Below are 24484 nucleotides of genomic sequence, written 5' to 3'. Positions count from 1 at the left end.
TCAGGCGCCGGGCAGCATCAGCTCGGCGAAGGCGCTCAACTGGTCGGCGGGCGCGTCGTTGCCGAATTTTTGCGCATACAGGCGCTTGAAGATGTCGTCCGGTTTCAACTGGGCCAGCTGGTCCAGTGTCATGGCCGGGTCATGCTGGCTGGCTTCACGCGCTGCGCTGGACGTTTCGATCTTGGCCAGCCGCACTGGCTTGCCGTCGAGGGCTTCTTCGATGCGGGCGCGCAGTCCCGGTTCGGGCGCGTCCAGCAGCACCCGCACTTCCAGCAATGGCTGGGCGTGCGGTTCGGCCGGCGCGGGCGCCAGCGCGGCCAGTTCCTCCAGCACCTGTGCCAGCGGCGCCGGTTTGGCCGGAATTCGCAGCAGCGGCACGGCGCGCGGCGCCGGCAGCGGCGTGATCGCGCTCACCTGTTCGTCGGCCACATCGATCAGCAGCACCTGGTGCTGGTAGCCCACCTCCGCGAACGACAGCGGGATCGGGCTGCCGCAGTAGCGAATGTGCTGCTGTTTGCCTACCGCCTGCGCCAGGTGCAAGTGCCCCAGCGCCGCATAGGCGATGGCGGGGCCGAAGATCCCGGCCGGCAGCATCTCCGTGCCGCCGATGACGATGCGGCGCTCCGAGTCGTTCGACATCTGGCCATCGACCATGTGGCAATGGCCCATGGCCACGATGGCTTGCCCTGGCTGGCGGCGCGCTTCCGCCAGCGCCAATGCCTGCTGGTAGAGCAGGGCGATGCCGGCCAGGTAGGGATCGCCGGCCTGCTGTTGTTCCGGCGCCGGCGCTTCCGCCGCCCCGGCATCGCCGGCTGCCGCCGTCTCGGTGCTGCCGGATCCCATTGTGCCGGTGTCGCCGGATTCCGCAGCCCGGACGTCGTCGGCTTCCCTTGTTCCGGCAGCGGCGCTCACGCGCGGCACGTCGCCCGGGCGCAGGAAGGGCACGGCCAGGCACCATGCCCGTACGGCGCCATCACGGTCCGTCAGGGGCAGCACCAGTTGTTCCAGGTCGATCTCGCCATCTGCGCCGCGCCGCACGCTGCCCACCACCCGCGTGCCGTGCGCTTCGAGCAACGGGCCGGGCGCCTCCAGCCGTCCCGGCGAATCGTGGTTGCCGGCGATGACGATCAGGTTCAGGTGCGGCACCCGTTCGCTGGCCTGGCGCAGGAAACGGTACAGCTGGTGCTGCGACGCGGCCGATGGATTGGCGTTGTCGAATACATCGCCGGCGATCAGCAGCGCGTCGACCTGCTGCGCGACGAGGGTGTCGAGCAGCCAGTCCAGGAAGCACTGGTGTTCGTAGGCGCGGTCGAAATTATGGAGTGACTGGCCCAGATGCCAATCGGAAGTGTGCAGCAGACGCATGAAGAATGGGTGGCGCGGGCGGTAAAGCGCACAATATAGCGCAAGACGGGCGGTCGCGGTTTGACGCAGTCGTGATCGGGGCCGCGGCCCGCATCCGGCCGCCCGGTCAGGCCGCGTGAACCACGGGTTGCGGCGGCCCGGCCCTGAAGGTGTTGCGGCCGGCCTGCTTGGCTTCGTACAGCAGCACGTCGGCCCGGTTGAGCAGTTCGGCCGGCGTCATGTCCTCGTCGCTGTAGAAGGTCAGGCCGATACTGGCCGACACGGAGACCACCGTGCCATCGAGGTTGAACGGCGCCTGCATGGCGCTGACGATCTTCCCGGCCAGCATGGCCGCGTCCTCGGTGCGGCTGACGCGCTCCATGATGATGGTGAACTCGTCGCCGCCCAGCCGGGCGATGGTGTCGCTGGCGCGCATGGTGTGGGTCAGCCGCGCCGAGAACGACTTGAGCAGCGCGTCGCCCACACTGTGGCCGTAGGTGTCGTTGACGGGCTTGAAGCGGTCGATGTCCATGTACATCACGGCCATCATGCTGGCGTTCTCGCGGCACGCGGCCATGGCGTCGTGCAGCTTTTGCAGGAAGCCGGCGCGGTTGGTCAGCCCCGTCAGCGCGTCGATCTGCGACAGCTTGAGCAGGCGCTGCTTCTCGCGCTTTTGCGCGGTGATGTCCTGGCGCATGACGTGGAAGCCGATGACGGTGATGCCGTCCACGTCGTGCTGCGGAATGTAGACCACTTCGAACGTGCGCTCGTAACCGTGGCTGCTGTCCTCCTCCTCGAACGACAGCGTCTCGCCGCACAGCACGCGGCGGATGTAGGGCGCCAGGAAGGCGTAGCGCTCCTCGCCGATGGTCTCGCGCACGGTCTTGCCCTGCACGTGCAGGCCGGCGCGGTTGAATTCGCGCTCGTAGGCGATGTTGTGGAAGCGGTAGATTTCCTCGAAATCGATATAGGCAATCATGGCCGGCAGCGTGTCGGTGATGGTGCGCAGCCGCGCCTCGCTCTCGCGCAGCGCCATCAAGGATTTGCGTATCAGCGTGATGTCGTCCAGCGTGCCGACGTAGCCATACAGTTTGCCGTCGACCGTCATGGCGGCCACCTTGAACGAGATCCAGGTCACTTCGCCGTCCGGGCGCAGGCAGCGCACGGTGTCCTGCAGCGGCTCGCGCGTCTCGGCCATGCGCTGCAGCGAGGCGGTCAGTTCCTGGCGGTCGTTCGGGTGCACGGCGTCCATCCAGGCGTCGCCCAGCGCCTGCTCGCGGGTCAGCCCCGTGATGGCTTCGAAAGTGCGGTTGACGTAGGTGCAGTGGCCGGCGCGGTCGGCCCGGATCATCCCCAGCGGCGAGGCGTCGTTGACGGCGGCCAGTTCGGCCTGGTTCTTGCGCATCGCCAGTTCACTCTCCTTGCGGGCCGTGATGTCGCGCGTGGTCACGGCCACGCCGTTGTCGATGGCGACGATCTGGTGCCGCAGCCAGCGCGGTGGACCGGGCAGGAAATCGGCTTCGAATTCTTCCTCCAGCGGCAGGCCCGTTTGCAGCACACGCAGGTATTTCTCCAGGAAGCCTCGTTCGCGCAGGGCCGGCAGGACGTCCAGCGCGCGCAGGCCCAGCAGCTCGTCGCGGCTGCGGCCCAGCAGTTGCGCGCCGCGCTCGTTCAGGTCGGCGAAGGTGAAGTTGACGATGGGGTGCGGCTTCTCGTGGGCGCGGCAGGCGCGCAGCAGGAAAACGGCGTCCAGGCTGGCGTTGGCGGCCGCGCGCAGCATCAGTTGGGCCTCGCTCACCTGGCGCGCGCTGCGGCGCAGGCGCTGCGCCTGCTGCATCAGCAGGCCGACGAACAGCAGCACCAGCAACGAGGCCACCGTGCAGGCGCCGAAATAGACGTTGCGCTGGTGGGTGAAACGGGTGAGCGCCTCGCGCGAGGTGATGCCCACCACCGCCGTCAGCCCGTAGCGCGGCAGGTCGCGGTAACTGTAGATGCGCTCCACGGCGTCGAACGGCTGCTTGAGCAGCAATTCATCGGCGCTGTCGGTGGCCGGGCTGAAGTCGAGCGTGTCGCTGATGATCAGGCGTTCGTCCACCCGGCCCGTGGACAGGCCGCTGTCGCGGCTCACCAGCAGCACGGCGCCCAGGTCCTCGACGTTGAGGCGGTCGTAATCCTCCACGAAGATGGCCGGATCGATCATGATCAGGAACACGCCGGCGAAGCTGCCGTCGCGCGCGTTCAGGCGGCGCGACAACTGGATCTGCCACTTCTTGGTGGCCGCTTCCACCACCGGCGTGGCCACCAGCGTGGTGTCCTCGGGCGTGCCGGCGTGGGTGCGGAAGAACGCTTGCTGGCCGATGCCGGGGGCGAAATAGCCGTTCATGCTGTCGACCACATTACCGTGCGCATCGAGCAAAGCCATGGGCAGTTCCAGCCGCGTGGGCAGCAGCGAATCGAGCAGGCCATTGCGGCGGCTGAATTCGGCCAGCCGCAGCGCGCCGCCAGTTTCCTCGTATTTGAGCTTGAACAGTTGGGTGGCGTGGTCCGTCTGGCGCAGCAGATGGGTGGCATGTTCGGCCAGCGTGCGCGCCAGCGACTGGCTGCGCAGCACCGCCTCGGCGTGGGCGTTCTGGCGCTCCTGGCCCACCTGGTACACCACGGCCGTCCACATGGTGGCCAAAAGCGCCAGCGCAAACACCGGTAGCAGTATCCAGCGATACAGGCGGCGCAGGAAGCGCAGGGCAGGGCTGATGGCGATCCGTGTCATGAGTGTTCTGCATTCCCCGCATCGGCGGCGGCGTGCCGCGGGCAGGCCGTCTTCAGGACGATTTCGCTTATTCTGCACGGATTTGCCCGCCTTGGGTGGCGCGCACGGGAAAATAATGTGACGCAAGGCATCACTTTGGTGGCACAAAAAATACAGGCAATGTTGATTTCTTTATTAGAATAGCCGTTTCGCCCACAGCGCCGCCGCCGGCCCCACCTGAGGAAGCAGGATTTGACAGTACCGACGACTGTACCGACGTTGACCCTGGCGGCGGCCCGCGCGCTGCACCTGGCCGCCCAGGGCTTGTTGCAGCCGCGTCGCCGCAAGGCCGTCCAGGCCGACGTGCTGGCCGCCATCCGCCAGATGGGCGTGCTGCAGATCGACACCATCCACGTGGTCGCGCGCAGTCCCTACCTGGTGCTGTGGAGCCGCCTGGGCGACTATCCGCAGGTGTGGCTGGAACAGGCGCTGGCGCGCGGCGAACTGTTTGAATACTGGGCCCACGAGGCTTGCTTCATCCCGGTGGAGGACTATGGACTGTACCGGCACAGGATGATCGATCCCGGTTCCATGGGCTGGAAGTATTCGGAGACGTGGATGCGCGAGCGGCGCGCCGACGTTGACGCCGTGCTGGCCCACATCCGCGCCCACGGGCCGGTGCGTTCGGCCGATTTCGAACGCACCGACGGCCAGGCCGGCGGCTGGTGGGGCTGGAAGCCGGAAAAACGCTCGCTGGAAGTGCTGTTCACGGCCGGGGTGCTGATGATCGCGCGCCGCCACAACTTCCAGCGCGTGTACGACCTGGCCGAGCGGGTGCTGCCAGGCTGGGATGACAGCCGCATGCCGTCCATGGAGCAGACCCGCCGCACGCTGGTGCTGAAGGCCGTCAAGGCGCTGGGCCTGGCCCGCGCCAGCTGGATCAGCGACTACTTCCGTACCCGTCCGCCACGGCTGGACCCGCGCACGCTGGTGGCCGAAGGCGCGCTGCTGGAGGCGCGCGTGGCCGGCTGGGACGATCCCGTGTACGTGCACCCGGACCACGCGGGACTGCTGGAAGCGGCCGCCGCCGGCGCGCTCACGCCCACCCTGAGCACCATCCTGTCGCCGTTCGATCCGGTGGTGTGGGACCGCCGCCGGGCCCAGGAACTGTTCGGCTTCGATTACCGGCTCGAATGCTACACGCCGGCCGGACAACGCCGCTATGGCTACTTCACCTTGCCCATCCTGCGCCGGGGCGCGCTGGTGGGGCGGGTGGACGCCAAGGCGCACCGCCGCGCCGGCATCTTCGAGCTCAAGTCGCTGGCGCTGGAGCCGGACGCGCGCCTGAGCGAGCGCTTCGTGCGCGACGTGGCGGCCGCCCTGCAGCGCTGTGCGCAATGGCACGGCTGCCCGTGCGTGCAAGTGAACGCCACTGTGCCGGCACAGTTCGCACCACTGCTCAGGGCACAACTTGAAGCCCAACCCAAACACCAACCCAACTTCGCACAACAAGAACAGAGAGAACACACCGCATGATTTTGCCCGCCGCCCCCGCCAGCCTGATCGGCCCCGACGGCCAGCCCCTGTTTGGCCGCTACGCGGGCCAGGTCGACCAGTTCGACTGGCCCCGGCTGGCGTCACCGTATGCCCGCAACGCCGTGTGGCGCCGCTTCCACCACAAGCGCTGGCACTACATCGCGCTGGGCACGGAGCGCATCTTCTGCGCCGTCGCCATTGTCGACGTGGGCTGGACCAGTACCGCCTTCGCCTACGCCTTCGACCGCGACGACGGCGACATGCTGGCCAATTTCTCGCAGGACGGTTTGCCGGGACTGTCGGCCACGCTGGCCGACAACGCGGCCGGCGCCAGCCGCTTCAAGACACGCCGCAGCGATATCGCCATCGACAGCCCGGAACCGGGCCGTTACCGGCTCGCGCTGCGTTGCGACTACCTGGAAATCGATGCCGAATTCGGCCCCGGCACGGCGCCACTGCTGCTGGCCTGCGGCGCCGCGGCCAAAGGCTCCGTACACGCCACGCAGAAGTCGACCGCCATGCCGGTCACGGGACAGGTGCGCACTTTCCGCGACGAATACGACCTCGCCGGCGGCGTTGCCAGCTTCGATTACTCCAACGGTTTGCTGGCGCGCGAAACCGCGTGGCGCTGGGCCTCGGGCCACAATCTGGAGGTGGGCTTCAACCTGCAGGCCGGTTATTTCGGCGCCAACGAGAACGCGCTGTGGCTGGACGGCCAGCTGCACGCGCTGGGGCCGGCCCACTTCCTGTACGATAACAGCGACCCGCTATCGCGCTGGCACATCTTCACCGAGGACGACCAGCTGGAACTGTACTTCACGCCAGAAGGCGCGCGGCGCGAGAACAAGAACCTGGTGGTGGCGGCCAGCCGCTATCTGCAGCCGATCGGCACCTTCAGCGGCTGGGTGCGCACGGCGCCCGATGCGCCCAAGCGCATGGTCAACCAGCTGGTCGGGGTGACGGAAGACCACAGTTCGCGCTGGTAAGCGGCGCGCGGCATCCGCGCCGGGATCAGCGATGGCATCGGCATCCAGGACAGCATTAGCATCAGCAGCACAGCGCGGCGTGAGCCGGTAAGGAATGGCATGAGTACCAGACATTTCAAGCATCTGTTCGCACCGGCCTCGGTGGCCGTGATCGGCGCGTCCGACAAACCGCAGCGCATCGGCACCCGCGTGCTGGCCAACCTGGCCGAAGGCGGCTACGCCGGCGCGCTGTGGCCGGTCAACCCGCGCCACGACAGCCTGCACGGCCTGCGTTGCTACGGCAAGGTGGGTGCACTGCCGTCCGCGCCGGAGCTGGCCATCCTGTGCACGCCACCGGCCACCATCGCCGGCCTGGTCGCCGAGCTGGGCGCGCGCGGCACCCGCGCCGCCATCGTCATGACGGCCGGTCTGGATGCCCATCGCTCGGGCGGACGCAGTGCGCGCCAAGCCATGCTGGAGGCGGCCCGCCGGCACCGGATGCGCATCCTGGGCCCCGGCAGCGTGGGCCTGCAGGTGCCGGCGCTGGGCCTGAACGCCAGCTTCACCCACCTGGCGGCGGCGGCCGGCAAGCTGGCCTTCGTGTCGCAGTCGGGCGCGCTGGGCACGGCGGTGCTGGACTGGGCCAGCCTGCGCGGCATCGGCTTTTCCACCTTCGTCGCCATGGGCGAGGGCGCCGACGTCGATTTCGGCGACCTGCTCGATTACCTGGCGGCCGACAACGACACCGGCGCCATCCTGCTGTGCGTGGAGCGCGTCAGTTGCGCGCGCAAGTTCATGTCGGCCGGCCGGCTGGCCGCGCGCGGCAAGCCGGTGATCGTGCTCAAGGTGGGGCGCGATCCGGAGCCGGAGGCCGAGCTGGCGTTCGACGCGGCCATCCGCCGTGCCGGCATGCTGCGCGTGTATTCGACGGAAGACCTGTTCGACGCGGTCGAAACGCTGGCGCGCGCGCGCCAGCAGCGCGGTGAGCGGCTGGCCGTGCTGACCAACGGTGGCGGCCTGGGACTGATCGCGGCCGACGCGCTGCAAGCGGGCGGCGCCCGTCTGGCCGCGCTGTCGCCGGAAACGCTGGAGCGGCTGCGCCAGTTGCAGGCGCCCCAGGCCAACCCGCTCGACCTGCTGGCTGACGCCCCTGTGGAGCGCTACAGCGGCGCCGTCGACGCGCTGTTGCACGAGCCGCAGGCAGACGCCTTGCTGTTCCTGCACGCGCCCACGGCCATGGTGCCCAGCGCCCTGATCGCCGAGGCGCTGGCGCCGCAATTGCGGGCCGCCAGCCGCAACGTGCTGTCGTGCTGGCTGGGCGGGCGTTCCGTGGCGGCGGCCCGCCAGGTGTTCAGCGACGCCGGCCTGCCCACCTACGACACGCCGGAAAAAGCCGTGCATGGCTTCCTGCAGATCGTGCAGTACCGCCGCAACCAGGATTTGCTGATGGAGGTGCCGGCACGGGTGCCGGCCGCCGCCGCGCCGCAGCGGGCGGCGGCCCAGGCGCTGGTGTCGGCCGCGCTGGCGGCCGGCCACACGGCGCTCGACGCGCGCGACACCTGCGCGCTGCTGGCCGCCTACCGCATCCCGATGGCGGCCACGGAATTCGCCGCCGACGCCGAGCAGGCGCTGGCGGCGGCGCGCCGCATCGGCTATCCGGTCGCGCTCAAGGCGGGCGCCCACGACATCGGCCGCAAGGCCGACGTGGGCGGCGTGGTGCTGGACCTGGAGGACGACGCCATGCTGCACGCGGCCGCCTGCGCCATGCGCGAGCGGGTGCGGCGGCTGCGGCCGGCGGCCGGTCCCGGCTTCGCCGTGCAGCAGATGGCGCGCCGCCCGCAGGCGCAGGAGCTGGCGATCCGGGTCCGGGCCGACGCCGTGTTCGGCCCCGTGATCCTGTTCGGCCAGGGCGGCCCGGCGGCCGAAGCGGCCGAGATGGCCGACGACCGCGTGGCCGGCCTGCCGCCGCTGAACATGGTGCTGGCGCGCGACATGGTGGGGCGCACCCGGGTGGCGCGCCTGCTTGCTGGCTATGGCGGCCATGCGCCGGCCGACCTGGAGGCCATCGGCCGGGTGCTGGTGCAGGTGGCTGAGATGGTGGCCGACCTGCCCGAGCTGGCCGAACTGGAAATCAATCCGCTGCTGGCCGACGCCGATGGCGTGCTGGCGCTGGACGCCGACATCCGGCTGGCGCCGCCGCGTGCCACCGATACCATGGCGATCCGCCCCTATCCGCAGGAACTGGAGCAGGAGCTGGCGTGGCAGGGCCGCACCATCGTGCTGCGCCCGATCCGGCCGGAGGACGCGCCCCAGCACCTGGCATTCTTCCGCGCGCTGGCGCCGGACGACGTGCGGCTGCGCTTCTTCTCGGCCATGCGCGAGTTGCCGCCGTCGCAGCTGGCGCGCCTGACCCAGATCGATTACGACCGCGCCATGGCCTTCATCGCCACCGGCACCGGCGCCGACGGCCAGCCCGAAACGCTGGGCGTGGTGCGGGCCGTGGTCGACGCCGACAATCAGAGCGCGGAATTCGCCATCATCGTGCGCTCCGACCTCAAGGGCCTGGGCCTGGGACGTATCCTGTTCCAGAAGCTGGTCGACTATTTCCGTGGCCGGGGTACGGCCGAACTGAGCGGCGAGGCTTTGTCAGAAAACAACGGTGTGCAAGACCTGGTGCGCCACTTCGGCGGCGCCGTGCTGCCCCATGCGGAGGCGGGCATGGTCAACCTGCGCCTACCGTTGCAGGGAGTCAACTGATGCGGCGCAGCATTTGATATTGCAAAAGACGGCGTTGTCGGAATTCTTTACACTGGTAGTTCCTCGCTTGACGCTGCCGCCCCCAAGAGCGGTTCCGCGAGACAATAATTCCGAGACAACAATTGCCCGTGCCAGCGCCACGCGGGCGCCGGCCAGCCGGGGGACACACATGTTAACGGCCACTTACACACTGGTTGCTCTGTCCGTGGAGCAAGCCAAGGTGCGGATCAGTCTGCAGTCGTTCCAGCACCACGTGCGCGCCACTTTATTGCAGCAGAACAGCCTCACCATCGGGCAACTCGAATATGCCTGCGAGATGCTCAACCGCCTGTACCAGACCTGCAACTGGCGCAAGACCGAGATGTACCTGATCCCCGCCATCCGGCAAGCCACGGAACGGGCCGACCAGCTGATTGAGGAACTGAACCGGCTGAACCAGTCGGCGCTGGCCGAGATCCGCGCCATGCAGGCCCGCATGGGTGGCCTGGCCGACGGTAACGAAGCCCAGGTCAGCCAGATCTGCGACAGCGTGGACGCATTCTGCGCGGCCCTGCTGCAGCGGCTGGAGAAGGAGGAGCGGGAACTGTTCGCCATCGCCCGCAGCGTGATCGGGGGCGACGCCTGGTTCGCCATCGCCAACCAGTTCATGCTGCACGACGCCAAGCTGGAGGAGGTACGGCGCGGCAAGCAGCCGGCGTCCACCGCGGCCGACGGCGGGATGGCCGGCGACGGCGGCGACGACCGCCCGGCCGACGGCATCGCCATCCCCGCGCTGGCCGTGCTGCCGCTGCCCGGGATGGACGCCGGGCAGACCCTGCCGCCCCTGTTGCGGCAGGCGCCGGAGCGCCGCCTGCGCCAGCGCGTGCGCGCCGGATAGGCCGCCGCCAGAGCAAAATCTGTCCGCTTTGCTATCATGGTGGTTTTAGCCCCCCACCAGATAGCAAAGCCCACCATGTTCGAATTCCTCTTTAAGCGCGCGGGCGACAAGCCGGACGCGGCCGCCGCGGCCATGGCCGCCGCCGAGCCGGCCGCCGCCGCTGCCCAGGGCGCCGCCCGCCGCGACGAGCAGACCGAGCGCGCGCGCGCCCTGAACGGCGACGAAGCGGCCGCCGTCGAACTGATCTTGCACAGCGAATTTGCCGGCGTGCGCCTGGCCGCCGCCGAACACGTGCATTCTCAGCCCCTGCTTGAACAAGTCCTGCAAGCCATGCGCAACACCGACCGCCGCGTGGCCAAACTGATGCAAGGCCGGCTCGACGCCATCCGCTACCAGCGCGCCGAACAGGAAAAAGCCCAGGCCTGCATCGCCAGCGCCCAGCGTTTGTTGCAAGACGATAAACTCACTCCCAACCAGGTGGCCGAACTGGACCGCCAGTGGACCATCACGGCCGCCGGCCCCGAGCTGGCCGCCACGTTCGAAGGCGTGCGCGCCGCGCTGGCCCAGCGCCTGGAAGCCCAGGTCACCCTGCAACGCGGCGTGATCGACGCCCTGGCCGAACTGCGCCGCCTGCCGGCCGCTGCGCTGGCCCCGGCCGAGGCGGGCGCCGCGCTGGCCCGCCTGACGGCGGCCCAGGCCACGTTCCTGGCCTCGCCCGAGCAGGCATCGTTGCCGCGCCATCTGCTGAGCGATTACAGCGCCGCGCTGGAACAGGCCGGCGCCGCGCTGGCCGAACTGGAGCAGCACCAGGCCGCCGTCGAAGCCCGCCAGCAGGCGCTGGCTGCCTGGCAGGCGGCCGATCCGGCCACGCTGGACGCCGAGCAGATCCGCCGCGACTGGCGCGCCTTGCCCGCCGTGCCCGCTGGCGAGCTGGCCACGGCCCTGCAAGCGGGGCTGGACGCCGTGCTGGCCCGCATGCCGGCGCCGCCCGAATCCGAGGCCGCGCCGGTCCGCAAACCGGCCCGGGAAAGTGCCAAGGACGGGAACAAGGACGGCTGCAAGGATGGGAACAAGGAAGCTTCCGCGCCCAAACAAGTCGGCCAGCAATTCCTCGACACGCTGGCCGCGATGGAGGCGGCGCTCGAACAAGGCCTGCTGCACGCGGCCTCCGAGCACGACAAATGGCTCAAGGAACACAAGGGCGGTCGCCTGACGCCGGCCCAGGCCGACCGCCTGGCCCACGTGCGCGCCGAACTCAAGCGACTGGCCAACTGGGCCCGCTGGGGCGGCAACGTGTCGCGCGAGGAACTGGTCAAGGCGGTCGAGGAATTGCAGTCGCTGGGCCTGTCCATGAGCGAGCTGGCCAAGAAGGTGGGCAGCATGCGCGAGCGGTGGAAAGGCTTGGACGCCGTGTCCGGCCACGCGCCCAAGAGCCTGTGGGAGCGCTTCGACGCCGCCTGCACGGCCGCCTACGCGCCGGCCGCCGCCCACTTCAAGCACCTGGCCGATGAGCGCCACAGCAACGCGGCCAAGGCCCAGGCCCTGATCGAGGAAACCCAGGCCATGGCGACCGGGGTCAGCGAAGGCGCCGAATGGAAGAACATCGCCGCCGCCGCGCAGCGCCTGCGCCAGATGTGGGGCCGCCTGGGCGCCATCGACCGCAAGGACAAGAAGAAGCTCGACACGGCCTTCGACCAGGCGCTGGCCCAGTTGCTGGCGCCGCTGTCGGAGCAGCGCCGGATCGAAATGGACCGGCGCGAGCAACTGATTGCGGAAGTGGAACAGTTGCAGCCGTCGGACCGCCACACGCTCGACAAGCTGCGCCACCTGCAGGAGCGCTGGCAGGAGCAGGCCCGCGCGCTGCCGCTGGAACGCAAGGCCGAGCAGGCGCTGTGGCTGCGCTTCCGGGCCGCCTGCGACGCCATTTTCGCCAAGCGCAAGGAAACGGCCCACGCGGCCGACCACGAGCGCAAGGTCCACCTGCACGCCCGCGAGGATTTGTGCGCGGCGCTGGAGACGGCCACCTTCAGCGGCGACGATAAGGCGCAACTGGCGGCCATGGCCAAGCTGCTGCGCGACACGGCCGCCGCCTGGCACGGCGCCGGCACGGTGCCGCGCGCCAGCGAGCAGCGCATCACGCAGCGCTACCAGGCGGCCGTGGCGGCCGTCCAGGCCCAGGGCGATGCCATCCGCCGCCGTGCCGGCGCGGCCCAGGCCAATGCGCTGCGCGACAAGCTGCGGCTGGTGCAGGCGTTGGAACAGGCCATCGCCGGCAGCGACGCGGTTGATGGCGCCGAGTGGGAAGGGCGCTGGCGCGCGCTGCCGCCGCTGGCGGCCGAGTACGACAAGACCCTGCACGCGCGCCTGGCGGCCGGCCTGGCAGCGCTGGACGGCCAGCGCGCCGCCTACGGCGCCACGCTGGCGGCCAACCGCGCCCGCCTGCTCGACGAAGTGCTGCGCCTGGAAATCGTGGCCGGCGTGGACAGCGGCGCCGAGTTCGCCCGCGAGCGCCTGAAGATGCAGGTCGAGGTGCTGCAATCGTCGCTCAAGTCCGGCCACAAGCCGCAGACCCAGGCCGACCAGTTCCTGCAACTGTGCGCGATGCCGGCCCTGGCCGACGCCCGCACGGCCAGCCGCATCGAGACCCTGTTCCGCCGCATCGGCGCCTCGGAGGCGGCATGACGGCGATGGCCTTCCGCAGCGAGGTGCGCATCCAGGAAGCCGACTTCGACCTGACGGCCGAAGTGGCTGCCCTGCGCGCCGGCCAGCCCGGCGTGGGCGGGCTGGTGACGTTCGTGGGCACGGTGCGCGACCTGAACGAGGGCGCCAGCGTGGCCGAGATGGAGCTCGAACACTATCCGGGCATGACGGAGCAGTCGATTGCCACCATCATCGAGCAGGCCCGCCAGCGCTGGCCCATCTTCGGCGCGCTGGTGATCCACCGCGTGGGGCCGCTCAAGCCGCTGGAGCAGATCGTGCTGGTGGCCGTCACCTCGGCGCACCGGGGCGAGGCGTTCCAGGCCTGCGAGTTCATCATCGATTACCTGAAGACGGAAGCGCCGTTCTGGAAAAAGGAACAGACGCCGGACGGCGCGCGTTGGGTGGATGCCCGGGTGACGGACGAAACGGCGCTCGATAAATGGCGTACTTGACAAGGTTTGACGTGGATCATTGATTGTTTAAATAATTAGGAGTCTCCTTGAAAACGGACGGCCAAGCCCTACTTGGCAGGTAAGTTAAAAATTCTTTGGAGCACTCCCATGCGTCAAGACAAGCTCACTACCAAATTACAAGAAGCGCTGGCCGATGCGCAAAGCCTTGCCGTCGGCAATGACAATCCCTACATTGAACCAGTCCACCTGCTGACGGCCCTGCTGAACCAGGACGACGGCGCCGCCCGCTCGCTGTTGCAGCGGGCCGGCGTCAACGTCAACGGGCTGGCCAACGCCTTGAAATCCTCGATCCAGCGCCTGCCCAAGGTGTCTGGCACGGGCGGCGACGTGCAGGTCAGCCGTGAATTCGTCTCCGTCCTGAACCTGGCCGACAAGGAATCGCAGAAGCGCGGCGACCAGTTCGTTTCCAGCGAAATGGTGCTGCTGGCGCTGACGGACGACAAGTCCGACGCCGGCAAACTGTCGCGCGAGAACGGCCTGACCCGCAAGGCGCTGGAAGCGGCCATTTCCGCCGTCCGTGGCGGCAACAAGGTGGATAGCCAGGAAGCCGAAGGCCAGCGCGAAGCGCTCAAGAAATATACGCTGGACCTGACCGAGCGCGCCCGCGCCGGCAAGCTCGACCCCGTGATCGGCCGCGACGACGAGATCCGCCGCGCCATCCAGGTGTTGCAGCGCCGGACCAAGAACAACCCGGTGCTGATCGGTGAACCGGGCGTCGGCAAGACCGCCATCGTGGAAGGCCTGGCGCAGCGCATCGTCAACAACGAGGTGCCCGATTCGCTCAAGGGCAAGCGCGTGCTGTCGCTGGACATGGCGGCCCTGCTGGCCGGCGCCAAGTACCGCGGCGAGTTCGAGGAGCGCCTGAAAGCCGTGCTCAAGGAACTGGCCATGGACGAAGGCCAGACCATCGTCTTCATCGACGAGCTGCACACCATGGTGGGCGCCGGCAAGGCGGAAGGGGCGATGGACGCCGGCAATATGCTGAAGCCGGCCCTGGCCCGTGGCGAACTGCACTGCATGGGCGCCACCACGCTGGACGAATACCGCAAGTACATCGAGAAGGACGCCGCGCTGGAGCGCCGCTTCCAGAAGATCCTGGTCGACGAGCCGACCGTGGAAGCCACCATCGCCATCCTGCGCGGCCTGCAGGACAAGTATGAGCTGCACCACCAGGTGGCCATTTCGGACGCGGCCATCATCGCGGCGGCCGAATTGTCGCACCGCTACATCACCGACCGCTTCCTGCCCGACAAGGCGATCGACCTGATCGACGAGGCCGCCTCCAAGATCAAGATCGAGATCGATTCCAAGCCGGAAGTGATGGACAAGCTGGAACGCCGTTTGATCCAGCTGAAGATCGAGAAGGAAGCCGTCAAGAAGGAGTCGGACGAGGGTTCGCGCCGCCGCCTGGGCCTGATCGAGGAGGAAATCGTCAAGCTGGGCCGCGAACTGGCGGACCTGGAGGAAGTGCTCAAGGCCGAGAAGGCCGTGGTGCAGGGCAGCTCCCACATCAAGGAAGAGATCGACCGCATCAAGCTGCAGATGGAGCAGGCCACGCGCGAGAGCAACTGGCAGCGCGTCTCCGAGCTGCAATACGGCCGCCTGCCGGAACTGGAAGCCCAGCTCAAGCAGGCCGACGCGGGCGCCTCCGCCGGCAAGGAAGGCCAGCCCAAGCTGCTGCGTACCCAGGTCGGGGCCGAGGAGATTGCCGAGGTCGTGTCGCGCGCCACCGGCATTCCCGTGTCGCGCATGATGCAGGGTGAGCGCGACAAGCTGCTGCACATCGAGGAAAAGCTGCACGAGCGCGTGGTGGGCCAGGACGAGGCGATTTCCGCCGTGGCCGACGCCATCCGCCGTTCGCGCGCCGGCCTGTCGGACCCCAACCGTCCGTATGGCTCGTTCATGTTCCTGGGCCCGACGGGCGTCGGTAAGACCGAGCTGAGCAAGGCGCTGGCCGGCTTCCTGTTCGATACCGAGGAATCGATGATCCGCATCGACATGAGCGAGTTCATGGAGAAACATTCGGTGGCCCGCCTGATCGGCGCGCCGCCCGGCTACGTGGGCTACGACGAGGGCGGCTACCTGACGGAAGCCGTGCGCCGCAAGCCGTACAGCGTGATCCTGCTGGACGAGGTGGAGAAGGCGCACCCGGACGTGTTCAACGTGCTGCTGCAGGCGCTCGACGATGGCCGCATGACCGATGGCCAGGGCCGCACGGTGGACTTCAAGAACACGGTGATCATCATGACCTCCAACCTGGGTTCGCACAAGATCCAGTCGATGGAGGATGCCGATCCGGCCGTGATCAAACTGTCCGTGATGGCCGAGGTGCGTTCGCACTTCCGCCCCGAGTTCATCAACCGGATCGACGAGATCGTCGTGTTCCATGGCCTCGATGAGAAGAACATCGGCGCCATCGCCAAGATCCAGCTGAAGATCCTGGAGGACCGCCTGGCCAAGATGGACATGGCGCTCACGGTGACCCAGGCGGCGCTGCAGAAGATCGCGGAGGCCGGCTACGATCCCGTGTATGGCGCGCGGCCGCTGAAACGGGCGATCCAGCAGCAGATCGAGAATCCGCTGTCCAAGTTGATTCTGCAGGGCAACTTCGGGCCCAAGCAGACGATACAGATCGACGCCCGCAACGGCGAGTTGGTGTTCGAAGCCCAGCAGTAAGCGACGCCGCCACGGCGTTCGCTGGCCGGGGATGGGTGCATGCCATCCCCGGCCTTTTTTTTTTGTGGCAGACAATCTGTTGCGCGCCACCCCAGCAGTGCTTTTCCCCTCGCTCAAATTTCTTGCAATCCGTCACGAACGCGTGACATGATATGCGTCACGGTTTGGCTTTCATTGCTGCGCATTTCTAGGGGGGATGTGATGTCGATGACCTGCATGCGCCGGCCCGCGTCCGGCCCGCAACACCCACCCGCACCTGTTCCTATCCGCGACGTCCTGTCGCGTTTTTGATCCGTTTTTTGATCCGTTTTTTGATCCGTCTTAGATCCGCTTTTAGTCTGTTTCCGGCGTTTCCACCGTCACGTCAGATGACGTTCCACACTTACTGGGAGTTGAGATGTTCGCAAATATGAAAGTGGCCACCCGCCTGGGCCTGGGATTTGGCGCCGTCGTCGTGTTGTTGCTGGTGCTGTCGGTGGTGAGCGTGATGCGGCTGGGCGCCATGAACGAGGGCATACGAAAAATCACGTCCGACCGCTACCCCAAGGTCGTGCTGTCGAACGAGGCCATCAAGCGCACCATCGACAATGGCCGCTTGTTGCGCAGCATGCTGCTGTCCACGAGCGACGAGGAGCGCGAGAAGTTCCGCCGTTCCGTCGAAGGTAACCGGCCCAAGGTCGCCGACGCGCTGGCCAAAATGGAAAAGCTGATCAGCACCGAGAAGGGCCAGGTGCTGTTCAAGGACATCATGGAAAAGAACAGTGCGCTCAACCCCAAGTACGAACAGTTGTACGCGCTGGCCAAGACGGACCCCAAGCGGGCCGCCGAGTTCCTGCGCGGCGAGTTCGCGGACGCCAACAATGCCTACTGGGCGTCGCTGGAGACGATGGCCAAATTCCAGAGTGAGCTGATGGACCAGGAATCGGCGGCGGCCGACGCCAACTACATCGACACGCGCCGGCTGGTGATCGTGTTGTCGGCCGTGGCGGTGCTGGCGGCGGTCGTGATCGCCTGCATGATCACCTTCGACCTGGTGCGTCGCCTCGGCGGCGAGCCGGGCTATGCGGCCGCCCTGATGGAGAAAGTGGCTAATGGCGACCTCAACAGCGAAGTGCGCACCAAGCCCGGCGACACCAGCAGCATGCTGTTCGCGGTCAAGGAAATGGTCGGCAAGCTGCAGCAGGTGGTCAACGGCCAGCGCGCCGTGGTGGCGGCCGCCAACCGCGGCAATTTCGATGCGCGCGTGGACTTGAACGGCTTGCAGGGCTTCCAGCGTGAAATGGGCGAAGGCTTGAACCAGTTGGCCACCACCACCGGCGCCAGCATCGCCGACGTGGTGCGGGTGATGGGCGCCGTCTCCGATGGCGACCTCAGCAAAACGATAGACCAGCAGTACGAGGGCGCGTTTGGCGAGCTCAAGCAGTATGCCAACAACACCGTGGCCAAGCTGGCCCAGGTGGTCGATGGCCAGCGCGCGGTGGTGGCGGCCGCCAACCGGGGCGACTTCGAGGCGCGCGTCGATTTGAATGGCCTCAAGGGCTTCCAGCGTGAAATGGGCGAGGGCTTGAACCAGTTGGCCGTCACCACCGGCGCCAGCATCGCCGACGTGGTGCGCGTGATGGGCGCCATGTCGGACGGCGACCTGACCAAGACCATCGACAAGCAGTATGAAGGTGCGTTCGCGGAATTGAAGGAATACGCAAACAATACGGTGGCCAAGCTGGCTCAGGTGGTGGCCGAGGTCAACAACAGCGCCGAGGCGCTGGCCGCCGCCTCCGAGGAAGTGAGCGCCACCGCCCAGTCGCTGGCCCAGGCCGCCAGCGAGCAGGCCAGCAGCGTCGAGCAGACTTCCGCTTCGGTGGAGGAAATGACGGCCTCCGTGGCGCAGAATACGGAAAACGCCAAGGTCACGGACGCCATGGCCAGCAAGGCCGCCAGCGAGGCCAGCGAGGGCGGCGAGGCGGTGCGCTCGACCGTCTCGGCCATGAAGCAGATCGCCACCAAGGTCCTGATCATCGACGACATCGCTTACCAGACCAATCTGCTGGCCCTGAACGCGGCCATCGAGGCGGCCCGTGCCGGCGAGCACGGCAAGGGCTTCGCCGTGGTGGCCGCCGAAGTGCGCAAGCTGGCCGAGCGCAGCCAGGTGGCGGCGCAGGAGATCGCGGAGGTGGCCAGCGGCAGTGTCAACCTCGCTGAGCGGGCAGGGCAGATGCTGGGCGCCATGGTGCCCAACATCAAGCGCACCTCCGACCTGGTGCAGGAGATCACGGGCGCCTCGGAGGAGCAGTCGGTGGGGCTGGGCCAGATTAATTCGGCCATCAGCCAGCTGAGCCAGACCACCCAGCAGAACGCTTCCGGTTCGGAGGAGCTGGCGTCCACGGCCGAGCAGATGAGCAGCCAGGCCGAGGAACTGCAGCAGACCATGGGCTTCTTCACGCTCAACACCGGCTCCAAGCGGCGGCCCCAGCGCGATGCGATCAAGATGATCAAGCCGCGCCAGTTCTCCCCGCACATCCTGGCGGGCAACATCGGCGAACCCGACGAAGCCGACTTCGTTCGTTATTGATAGTCGAAGAAGGCGGACGGCGAGCAGCCGAAGGTCTTCTTGAACATGGCGGAAAACGCCGACTGGCTGGTGTAGCCCAGTTCCTGGGCCACCAGCAGCAACGGCGTGCCGCGCGCGATCATGGGTGCGGCGTGCGCCAGCCGCACCTGCTGGCGCCACTGGCCGAAGCCCATGCCCAGCTCGCGTTCGAACAGCCGCGCCAGCGTGCGTTCGGAGGCGCCCACCCGGGCCGCCCATTCCTTCAAGGTGTGGTCGGCGCCCGGCTCGGCGATCAGGGCCGCGCACAGGGCCTTGAGCCGCTTGTCCTCCGGCAGCGGGACCCGGATCGGACGCGTGGCCGAGCGGGACAGTTCGTCGAGGATCAACTCCCCCAGCAGCGTGACGCGCGTCGAAGGCTCGTCCGGGTCATGCTGTTCCAGCGCCACGATCAGCTCGCGCAGCAGGTTCGATACCTCCAGCACCTGGCACAGGGCGCCGGCGAACGGGGCCCGTTCGGCATGCACGAACAGGGGCCGCAGCAGGGTCGGTTCCAGCACCGTGATGGCGTGTTCCACGTTGGGCGCGATCCAGATGGCCCGCAGCGGCGGCACGATCCAGCTGCTGTTGTTGGCCGTGACCCGCATCACGCCTTGCAGCGCATACGTCACCTGGCCCCACGGATGGGAGTGGGGCAGCAGCGACTCGTCCGCCTGCAGGTCGCGGCCGGACATGGTGAGCGGCCGCTCCGGGGTGGGGGCGTTGCGGCGCCAGTTGACATTGGTGTGGGTAACGATGGGAATGGCCATGCAGTGTGTTTGGCAGGTTTGCGATAAATTTTGTCATGCTATCTTAAATCAGCCGCGCGTGAATTGCTTACACTGGCTTACCTTTTTTGTAACCGGAGCGACTTATGCGTAGCAATACCTCCCCCGCCATCCCGGCGGCCGCTGCCACGCCCATCCCCACGGACGGCGCCGACGCGCTTCGGCGCGATGCCCGCGTGATCGGCCTGGTCGGCTTGGCGCACGGCACCTCGCACTTCTACCACGTGATCCTGGCCGCTCTGATCCCCTGGCTCAAGCCGGCTTTCCAACTCAGTTATGCGGAGCTGGGACTGCTGATGACGGTGTTCTTTACCGTGTCCGGCGTGGGGCAGGCGATGGCCGGCTTCATCGTCGACCGGCTGGGCGCGCGCAGCGTGCTGTTCGGCGGCATCAGCTTGCTGGGCTTGTCCGCGTTGCTGCTGTCGGGTGCGCATAGCTACGCCATGCTGGTGGTGGGCGCCTTCGTGGCCGGCTGCGGCAACAGCGTGTTCCACCCGGCCGACTACACCATCCTCAACGAGCACGTGACCCGCAGCCGGCTGGCGCATGGCTTTTCCGTGCATGCCATCAGCGGCAACATCGGCTGGGCCGTGTCGCCGCTGTTCCTGACCTTTGTGGCCAGCCGCACGGACTGGCGCACGGCGCTGCTGTGCGCGGCGGCCGTGCCGTGCGCCGTGCTGGCGCTGCTGGTCTGGCAACGCCATGCGCTGCGCTCCATGCCGCACGCCGCGCACGCGGGCGGCGCGCGCGAGGGCTCGTTCGCCTTCCTGCGCCTGCGCGTGGTGTGGATGTGCTTCGCCTTCTTCCTGATCTCCGCCGCCGCGCTGGCCGGCATCCAGTCGTTCGCCGTCACCAGCCTGGTGTCGCTGTACGGCATGCCGCTGGCCTGGGCCGCTTCCGGCTACACGGCCTACATGGTGGCGTCAGCGGTGGGCACGCTGTATGGCGGCTTCCTCGGCGCGGGCTCGGTGCGCCACGAGCGCGCCATCATGCTGGCGTTCGCGCTGGCCGCGCTGATGGCGCTGGTGCTGGCGACGGCCGTGGTGCCGGCCTGGCTGGCGCTGGTCCTGATGGGGCTGATCGGCCTGGTGACGGGCGTGGCCGGTCCCTCGCGCGACCTGATGATTCGCAGCGCGGCGCCGGCCAACGCCACCGGCCGCGTGTTTGGCGTGGTCTATTCGGGACTGGACAGCGGACTGGCGCTGGGGCCGCTGTTGTTCGGCGCCTTGATGGATGGCGGCCATCCGGCCGGGGTGTTCGTCGGCATCGCCGTGTTCCAGGCGCTGGTGATCGTCACGGCGCTGGGCGTGGGTGGCCAAGTTCGCCCGCCCCAGCCGCAAACGGCTTAGAATGGTCGCCATCTTAACCACCCACTGGAAATGACGATGAGTTTTGCAACCACCGATCTGTGCGACGACAACGCCGCCATGCTGGACGATGGCCGCCTGGCCGTGCTGCCGCCCGTGTTCCGCCACTACGGCCAGCACGTGCGTTTCGCCGGCCGCGCCACCACGCTCAAGGTGTTCGAGGACAATGCGCTGGTGCGCAGCACGCTGGAAACGCCCGGCAACGGCAACGTGCTGGTGATCGACGGCGGCGGCAGCCTGCGCCGCGCGCTGGTCGGTGGCCAGTTGGGCTTGCTGGCGCAGGACAATGGCTGGGCTGGCATCGTGGTCAACGGCTGCATCCGCGACACCGATGAAATCAACGCTTGCGCCATCGGCGTGCGCGCGTTGGGCGCGCATCCGCAAAAGAGCAGCAAGCGTGGCGCGGGCGAGCGCGACATCCAGGTGCAGATCGCCGGCGTGACCGTGCGTCCGGGCGACTGGATCTACGTCGACGCGGACGGTGTGCTTGTGGCGCAACAGAAACTGGCGTAACTCCCTGCTTTTCCTTCTCCCGCACCTCGGACCACGCGTGTCCGTGGTGCGGCCACCTGCCGGCATGGTGCCCGGCCTGTCTATCCTCTCCATTTTTTCATCAGGCGAAAAGCGAGTTTCATATCGCAAAACGCGCTATGGATTTTCGGCAACGCTTGCTTCCATGGGGAGAAATTCTGTTTTGTATCCTGAAAAATAAAACTTAACAGTTTGATTTTTATGGTGTTTTATCTGCTTATGTGTCTTATATAAGAGTATTGTTGCACGGCACAAGCGGGGCTATGATGGTTTTAACGGATTTCGTTTTAACGCTAGTACGCAATTGAGGAGAACACCATGGCCACCCGTGAACAGCAAATCGCCGCCCTGCAACATGACTGGGACACCAATCCGCGCTGGCAAGGCGTGACCCGCGGCTACAGCGCGGCCGACGTGGTGCGCTTGCGCGGTTCGCTGCAGATCGAGCACACGCTGGCCAAGCGCGGCGCGGAGAAGCTGTGGCACCTGCTGAACCATGAATCCTATGTGAACGCGCTGGGCGCGCTGACGGGCAACCAGGCCATGCAGCAGGTGAAGGCCGGGCTGAAGGCGATCTACCTGTCCGGCTGGCAGGTGGCGGGCGACGCCAACCTGGCCGGCGAAATGTATCCCGACCAATCGCTGTATCCGGCCAATTCCGTGCCCATGGTGGTCAAGCGCATCAACAACACCTTCCAGCGCGCGGACCAGATCCAGTGGTCCGAAGGCAAGGACGACATCGATTACTTCGCGCCCATCGTGGCCGATGCGGAAGCGGGATTCGGCGGCGTGCTGAACGCTTACGAACTGATGAAGTCCATGATCGACGCGGGCGCGGCCGGCGTGCACTTCGAGGACCAGCTGGCCTCCGTAAAGAAATGCGGCCACATGGGCGGCAAGGTGCTGGTGCCCACGCGCGAGGCGGTGGAGAAGCTGACGGCGGCCCGTCTGGCGGCCGACGTGATGGGCGTCTCCACGCTCGTGATCGCCCGCACGGATGCGGAAGCGGCCGACTTGCTGACCTCGGACGTGGACGATAACGACAAGCCCTATTGCACGGGCGAGCGCACGGTGGAAGGCTTCTACAAGGTCAAGCCGGGCCTGGAGCAAGCCGTGTCGCGCGCGCTGGCCTACGCGCCATACGCCGACCTCGTGTGGTGCGAGACGGGCAAGCCGGACCTGATCTACGCCAAGCGCTTCGCCGAAGCCGTGCATGCTAAATTCCCCGGCAAGATGCTGGCCTACAATTGCTCGCCTTCGTTCAACTGGAAGAAGAACCTGGACGATGCCACCATCGCCAAGTTTCAGCGCGAGCTGGGCGCCATGGGCTACAAGTTCCAGTTCATCACGCTGGCCGGCTTCCATGCCCTCAACTATGGCATGTTCCACCTCGCGCACGGCTACGCGCGGCGCCAGATGTCGGCCTTCGTGGAATTGCAGGAGGCGGAATTCGCGGCGGCCGAGCGCGGCTTCACGGCCGTCAAGCACCAGCGCGAAGTGGGCACCGGTTATTTCGATGCCGTGACCCAGTGCATCCAGAACGGCCAGAGCTCGACCACGGCCTTGCATGGATCGACGGAAGACGAGCAGTTCTTCGACGCCAAGAAGGTGGCTTGATGTGTCGGTAGGGTAAGACTCCCGGGGCTGACTCCGGGGTCGGGGCGCGCTTTATTGCAGCGGGTCATACTCTGGGGGGCGCCGTTCGCCAGCCCGGTTTTTTGGCGTGACCGGGTTTCTGGGCGATAATGCTGCTTTGCGCGTTCCAGCGCGCCGTCCGTCCCGGGCCGGACGCCGTCCGCGCGGCGTATGCCGCCGCCGCACCGCCCACCTATTTGAGGAATTACCAAGCTTATGTTGAGTTACCGCCACGCCTTCCACGCGGGGAATCACGCCGATGTATTGAAGCATTTCGTGACCATCCAGCTGCTGCAGTATCTGAATCAGAAGGATACGGCCTACAGCTACATCGACACCCATTCCGGCGCCGGCGTGTACGCGCTCGACGGCACTTACGCATCCAAGAACGCCGAATACGATACCGGCATCGGCCCGCTGTGGGACCGCACCGACTTGCCCGCGCCGCTGAAGGAATACGTGGACCTGGTCAAGGCCATGAACCCCAGCGGCAAGATGCGCTACTACCCCGGTTCGCCATACTGCGCCGACCAGGTGGCGCGCGAGCAGGACCGCCTGCGCCTGTTCGAACTGCATCCGGCCGACGCCAAGATTTTGGCCGACAACTTCCGTAAGGTCGAAGCCCATGCCGCCGAGCAAGGCGTGCGTCCGACTACGCGCGGCAAGCGCGTCATCATCACCAAGGGCGACGGTTTCCTGGGCCTGAAAGCCTTGCTGCCGCCGCCGTCGCGCCGCGCGCTGGTGTTGTGCGATCCGCCGTATGAAGACAAGATGGATTACCGCAAGGTCAAGGACATGCTGGCGGAAGCGCTGGTGCGTTTCCCCACCGGCATCTACGCGGTCTGGTATCCGATCCTGCAACGCATGGAGTCGCGCCAGTTCGCCGACAAGCTCAAGCAACTGCCGGCCGGCGACTGGCTCAATGTCACGCTGACCACCCACACACCGATGCCGGACGGCTTTGGCCTGCACAGCAGCGGCATGTTCATCCTGAATCCACCGTACACGCTGGAACCGATGCTGAAGCAGGTCATGCCTTACCTGGTGCAGGCGCTGGGCAAGGACGAAGGCGCACGGTTCACGCTGGAATCGGGCACGCCGGTGACGGGGCGGGCAGGGGCGTCGGGCGCGCGTGGCGCCGAGGGCGAAGGTCGTGGCCCGCAAACCGGTGCGCGTGGTCCGCAGGCTGGCGCACGTGGTCCCCTGGGTGGTGCGCGGGGTCCGCAGGCTGGTGCGCGTGGTCCACAAGCCGGTGCACGGGGCCCGCAAGCGGGCGAGCGTGGCCAGCAGTCTGGTGCGCGCGGTGCGCAGAATGGTCCGCAGTCCGGGGCGCGAGGCCCGCAAGGCGGTCCCCGCAACGGGCCTGCTGGTGGCCGTGGCGGCGCCGGTGGCGGTGGCCGCGGTCCGGCGACACCTGGACGCAACAGTGGCACGCGCAAGCCCTGATTTAGACAAGAAAATATTGTCAAGACTATACGACTGGGTATAGTCTTATATCAACGGGT

15 protein-coding genes are annotated in these 24484 nt (G+C 67.3%); 12 read left to right on the top strand and 3 right to left on the bottom strand.

The features are described 5' to 3' along the window. Together H3H37_RS01090 and H3H37_RS01085 are read right to left on the bottom strand one after the other, a co-directional pair. The gene (locus H3H37_RS01090; RefSeq protein ID WP_182159193.1) at positions 1-1365 is read right to left on the bottom strand and encodes an exonuclease SbcCD subunit D C-terminal domain-containing protein; all 1365 of its coding nucleotides are present in this window, start codon (positions 1363-1365) and stop codon (positions 1-3) included. Between the two features lie 106 nt (positions 1366-1471). Then, positions 1472-4111, bottom strand: coding sequence for a sensor domain-containing diguanylate cyclase (locus H3H37_RS01085; protein WP_182159191.1), 2640 nt, complete (start codon positions 4109-4111; stop codon positions 1472-1474). A gap of 231 nt (positions 4112-4342) precedes the next feature. On the opposite strand from H3H37_RS01085, the gene H3H37_RS01080 reads away from it, so the two are divergent. The 8 genes from H3H37_RS01080 to H3H37_RS01045 all read left to right on the top strand — a co-directional run bounded on the left by H3H37_RS01080 (position 4343) and on the right by H3H37_RS01045 (position 18643). Further along, positions 4343-5626: a winged helix-turn-helix domain-containing protein gene (locus H3H37_RS01080; protein WP_182159184.1), complete on the top strand. Its 1284-nt coding sequence runs from the start codon at positions 4343-4345 to the stop codon at positions 5624-5626. Continuing rightward, positions 5623-6612, top strand: coding sequence for a DUF2804 domain-containing protein (locus H3H37_RS01075; protein ID WP_182159182.1), 990 nt, complete (start codon positions 5623-5625; stop codon positions 6610-6612). The genes H3H37_RS01080 and H3H37_RS01075 overlap by 4 nt, the downstream gene beginning before the upstream one ends. Positions 6613-6711: 99 nt before the next feature. After that, positions 6712-9348 carry a bifunctional acetate--CoA ligase family protein/GNAT family N-acetyltransferase gene (locus tag H3H37_RS01070; protein ID WP_182159180.1) on the top strand — a complete coding sequence of 879 codons (2637 nt, stop codon included), beginning with the start codon at positions 6712-6714 and terminating at the stop codon, positions 9346-9348. 169 nt (positions 9349-9517) lie between these two features. Continuing rightward, positions 9518-10225 carry a hemerythrin domain-containing protein gene (locus H3H37_RS01065; protein ID WP_182159178.1) on the top strand — a complete coding sequence of 236 codons (708 nt, stop codon included), beginning with the start codon at positions 9518-9520 and terminating at the stop codon, positions 10223-10225. Between the two features lie 75 nt (positions 10226-10300). Further along, positions 10301-12907 (top strand): DUF349 domain-containing protein, encoded by a 2607-nt coding sequence (locus tag H3H37_RS01060; RefSeq protein ID WP_182159176.1) that lies wholly within the window; start codon positions 10301-10303, stop codon positions 12905-12907. Then, positions 12904-13377, top strand: coding sequence for a molybdenum cofactor biosynthesis protein MoaE (locus H3H37_RS01055; protein WP_182159174.1), 474 nt, complete (start codon positions 12904-12906; stop codon positions 13375-13377). Before H3H37_RS01060 ends, H3H37_RS01055 begins: the two co-directional genes overlap by 4 nt. A 108-nt stretch (positions 13378-13485) precedes the next feature. Beyond that, positions 13486-16074, top strand: a complete 2589-nt coding sequence (clpB, locus tag H3H37_RS01050) for an ATP-dependent chaperone ClpB (protein ID WP_182159172.1) — start codon at positions 13486-13488, stop codon at positions 16072-16074. A 397-nt stretch (positions 16075-16471) separates the two neighbouring features. After that, positions 16472-18643, top strand: a complete 2172-nt coding sequence (locus H3H37_RS01045; RefSeq protein ID WP_229218589.1) for a methyl-accepting chemotaxis protein — start codon at positions 16472-16474, stop codon at positions 18641-18643. Here H3H37_RS01045 and H3H37_RS01040 read toward each other — a convergent pair. After that, positions 18637-19428: an AraC family transcriptional regulator gene (locus H3H37_RS01040; RefSeq protein WP_182159171.1), complete on the bottom strand. Its 792-nt coding sequence runs from the start codon at positions 19426-19428 to the stop codon at positions 18637-18639. The two genes, H3H37_RS01045 and H3H37_RS01040, sit on opposite strands and share 7 nt — an antisense overlap. Before the next feature lie 104 nt (positions 19429-19532). Here H3H37_RS01040 and H3H37_RS01035 point away from each other — a divergent pair, with 104 nt between their 5' ends. From H3H37_RS01035 to H3H37_RS01020, 4 genes are all read left to right on the top strand, one after another. Next, complete coding sequence (locus H3H37_RS01035) at positions 19533-20795, top strand: MFS transporter (RefSeq protein ID WP_182159169.1); 1263 nt, start codon at positions 19533-19535, stop codon at positions 20793-20795. A gap of 36 nt (positions 20796-20831) precedes the next feature. Further along, entirely contained in the window at positions 20832-21326 is a 495-nt protein-coding gene (gene rraA / locus H3H37_RS01030; protein ID WP_182159168.1) for a ribonuclease E activity regulator RraA, read from the top strand. 336 nt (positions 21327-21662) lie between these two features. Then, positions 21663-22961, top strand: a complete 1299-nt coding sequence (gene aceA / locus H3H37_RS01025) for an isocitrate lyase (RefSeq protein WP_182159166.1) — start codon at positions 21663-21665, stop codon at positions 22959-22961. Between the two features lie 234 nt (positions 22962-23195). Then, positions 23196-24425 carry a 23S rRNA (adenine(2030)-N(6))-methyltransferase RlmJ gene (locus H3H37_RS01020; RefSeq protein WP_229218588.1) on the top strand — a complete coding sequence of 410 codons (1230 nt, stop codon included), beginning with the start codon at positions 23196-23198 and terminating at the stop codon, positions 24423-24425. Positions 24426-24484: the final 59 nt, after the last annotated feature.

Source organism: Rugamonas brunnea, from assembly GCF_014042345.1.
Lineage (GTDB): Bacteria > Pseudomonadota > Gammaproteobacteria > Burkholderiales > Burkholderiaceae_D > Rugamonas > Rugamonas brunnea.
This window is presented reverse-complemented; position numbering and strand designations above follow the sequence as displayed.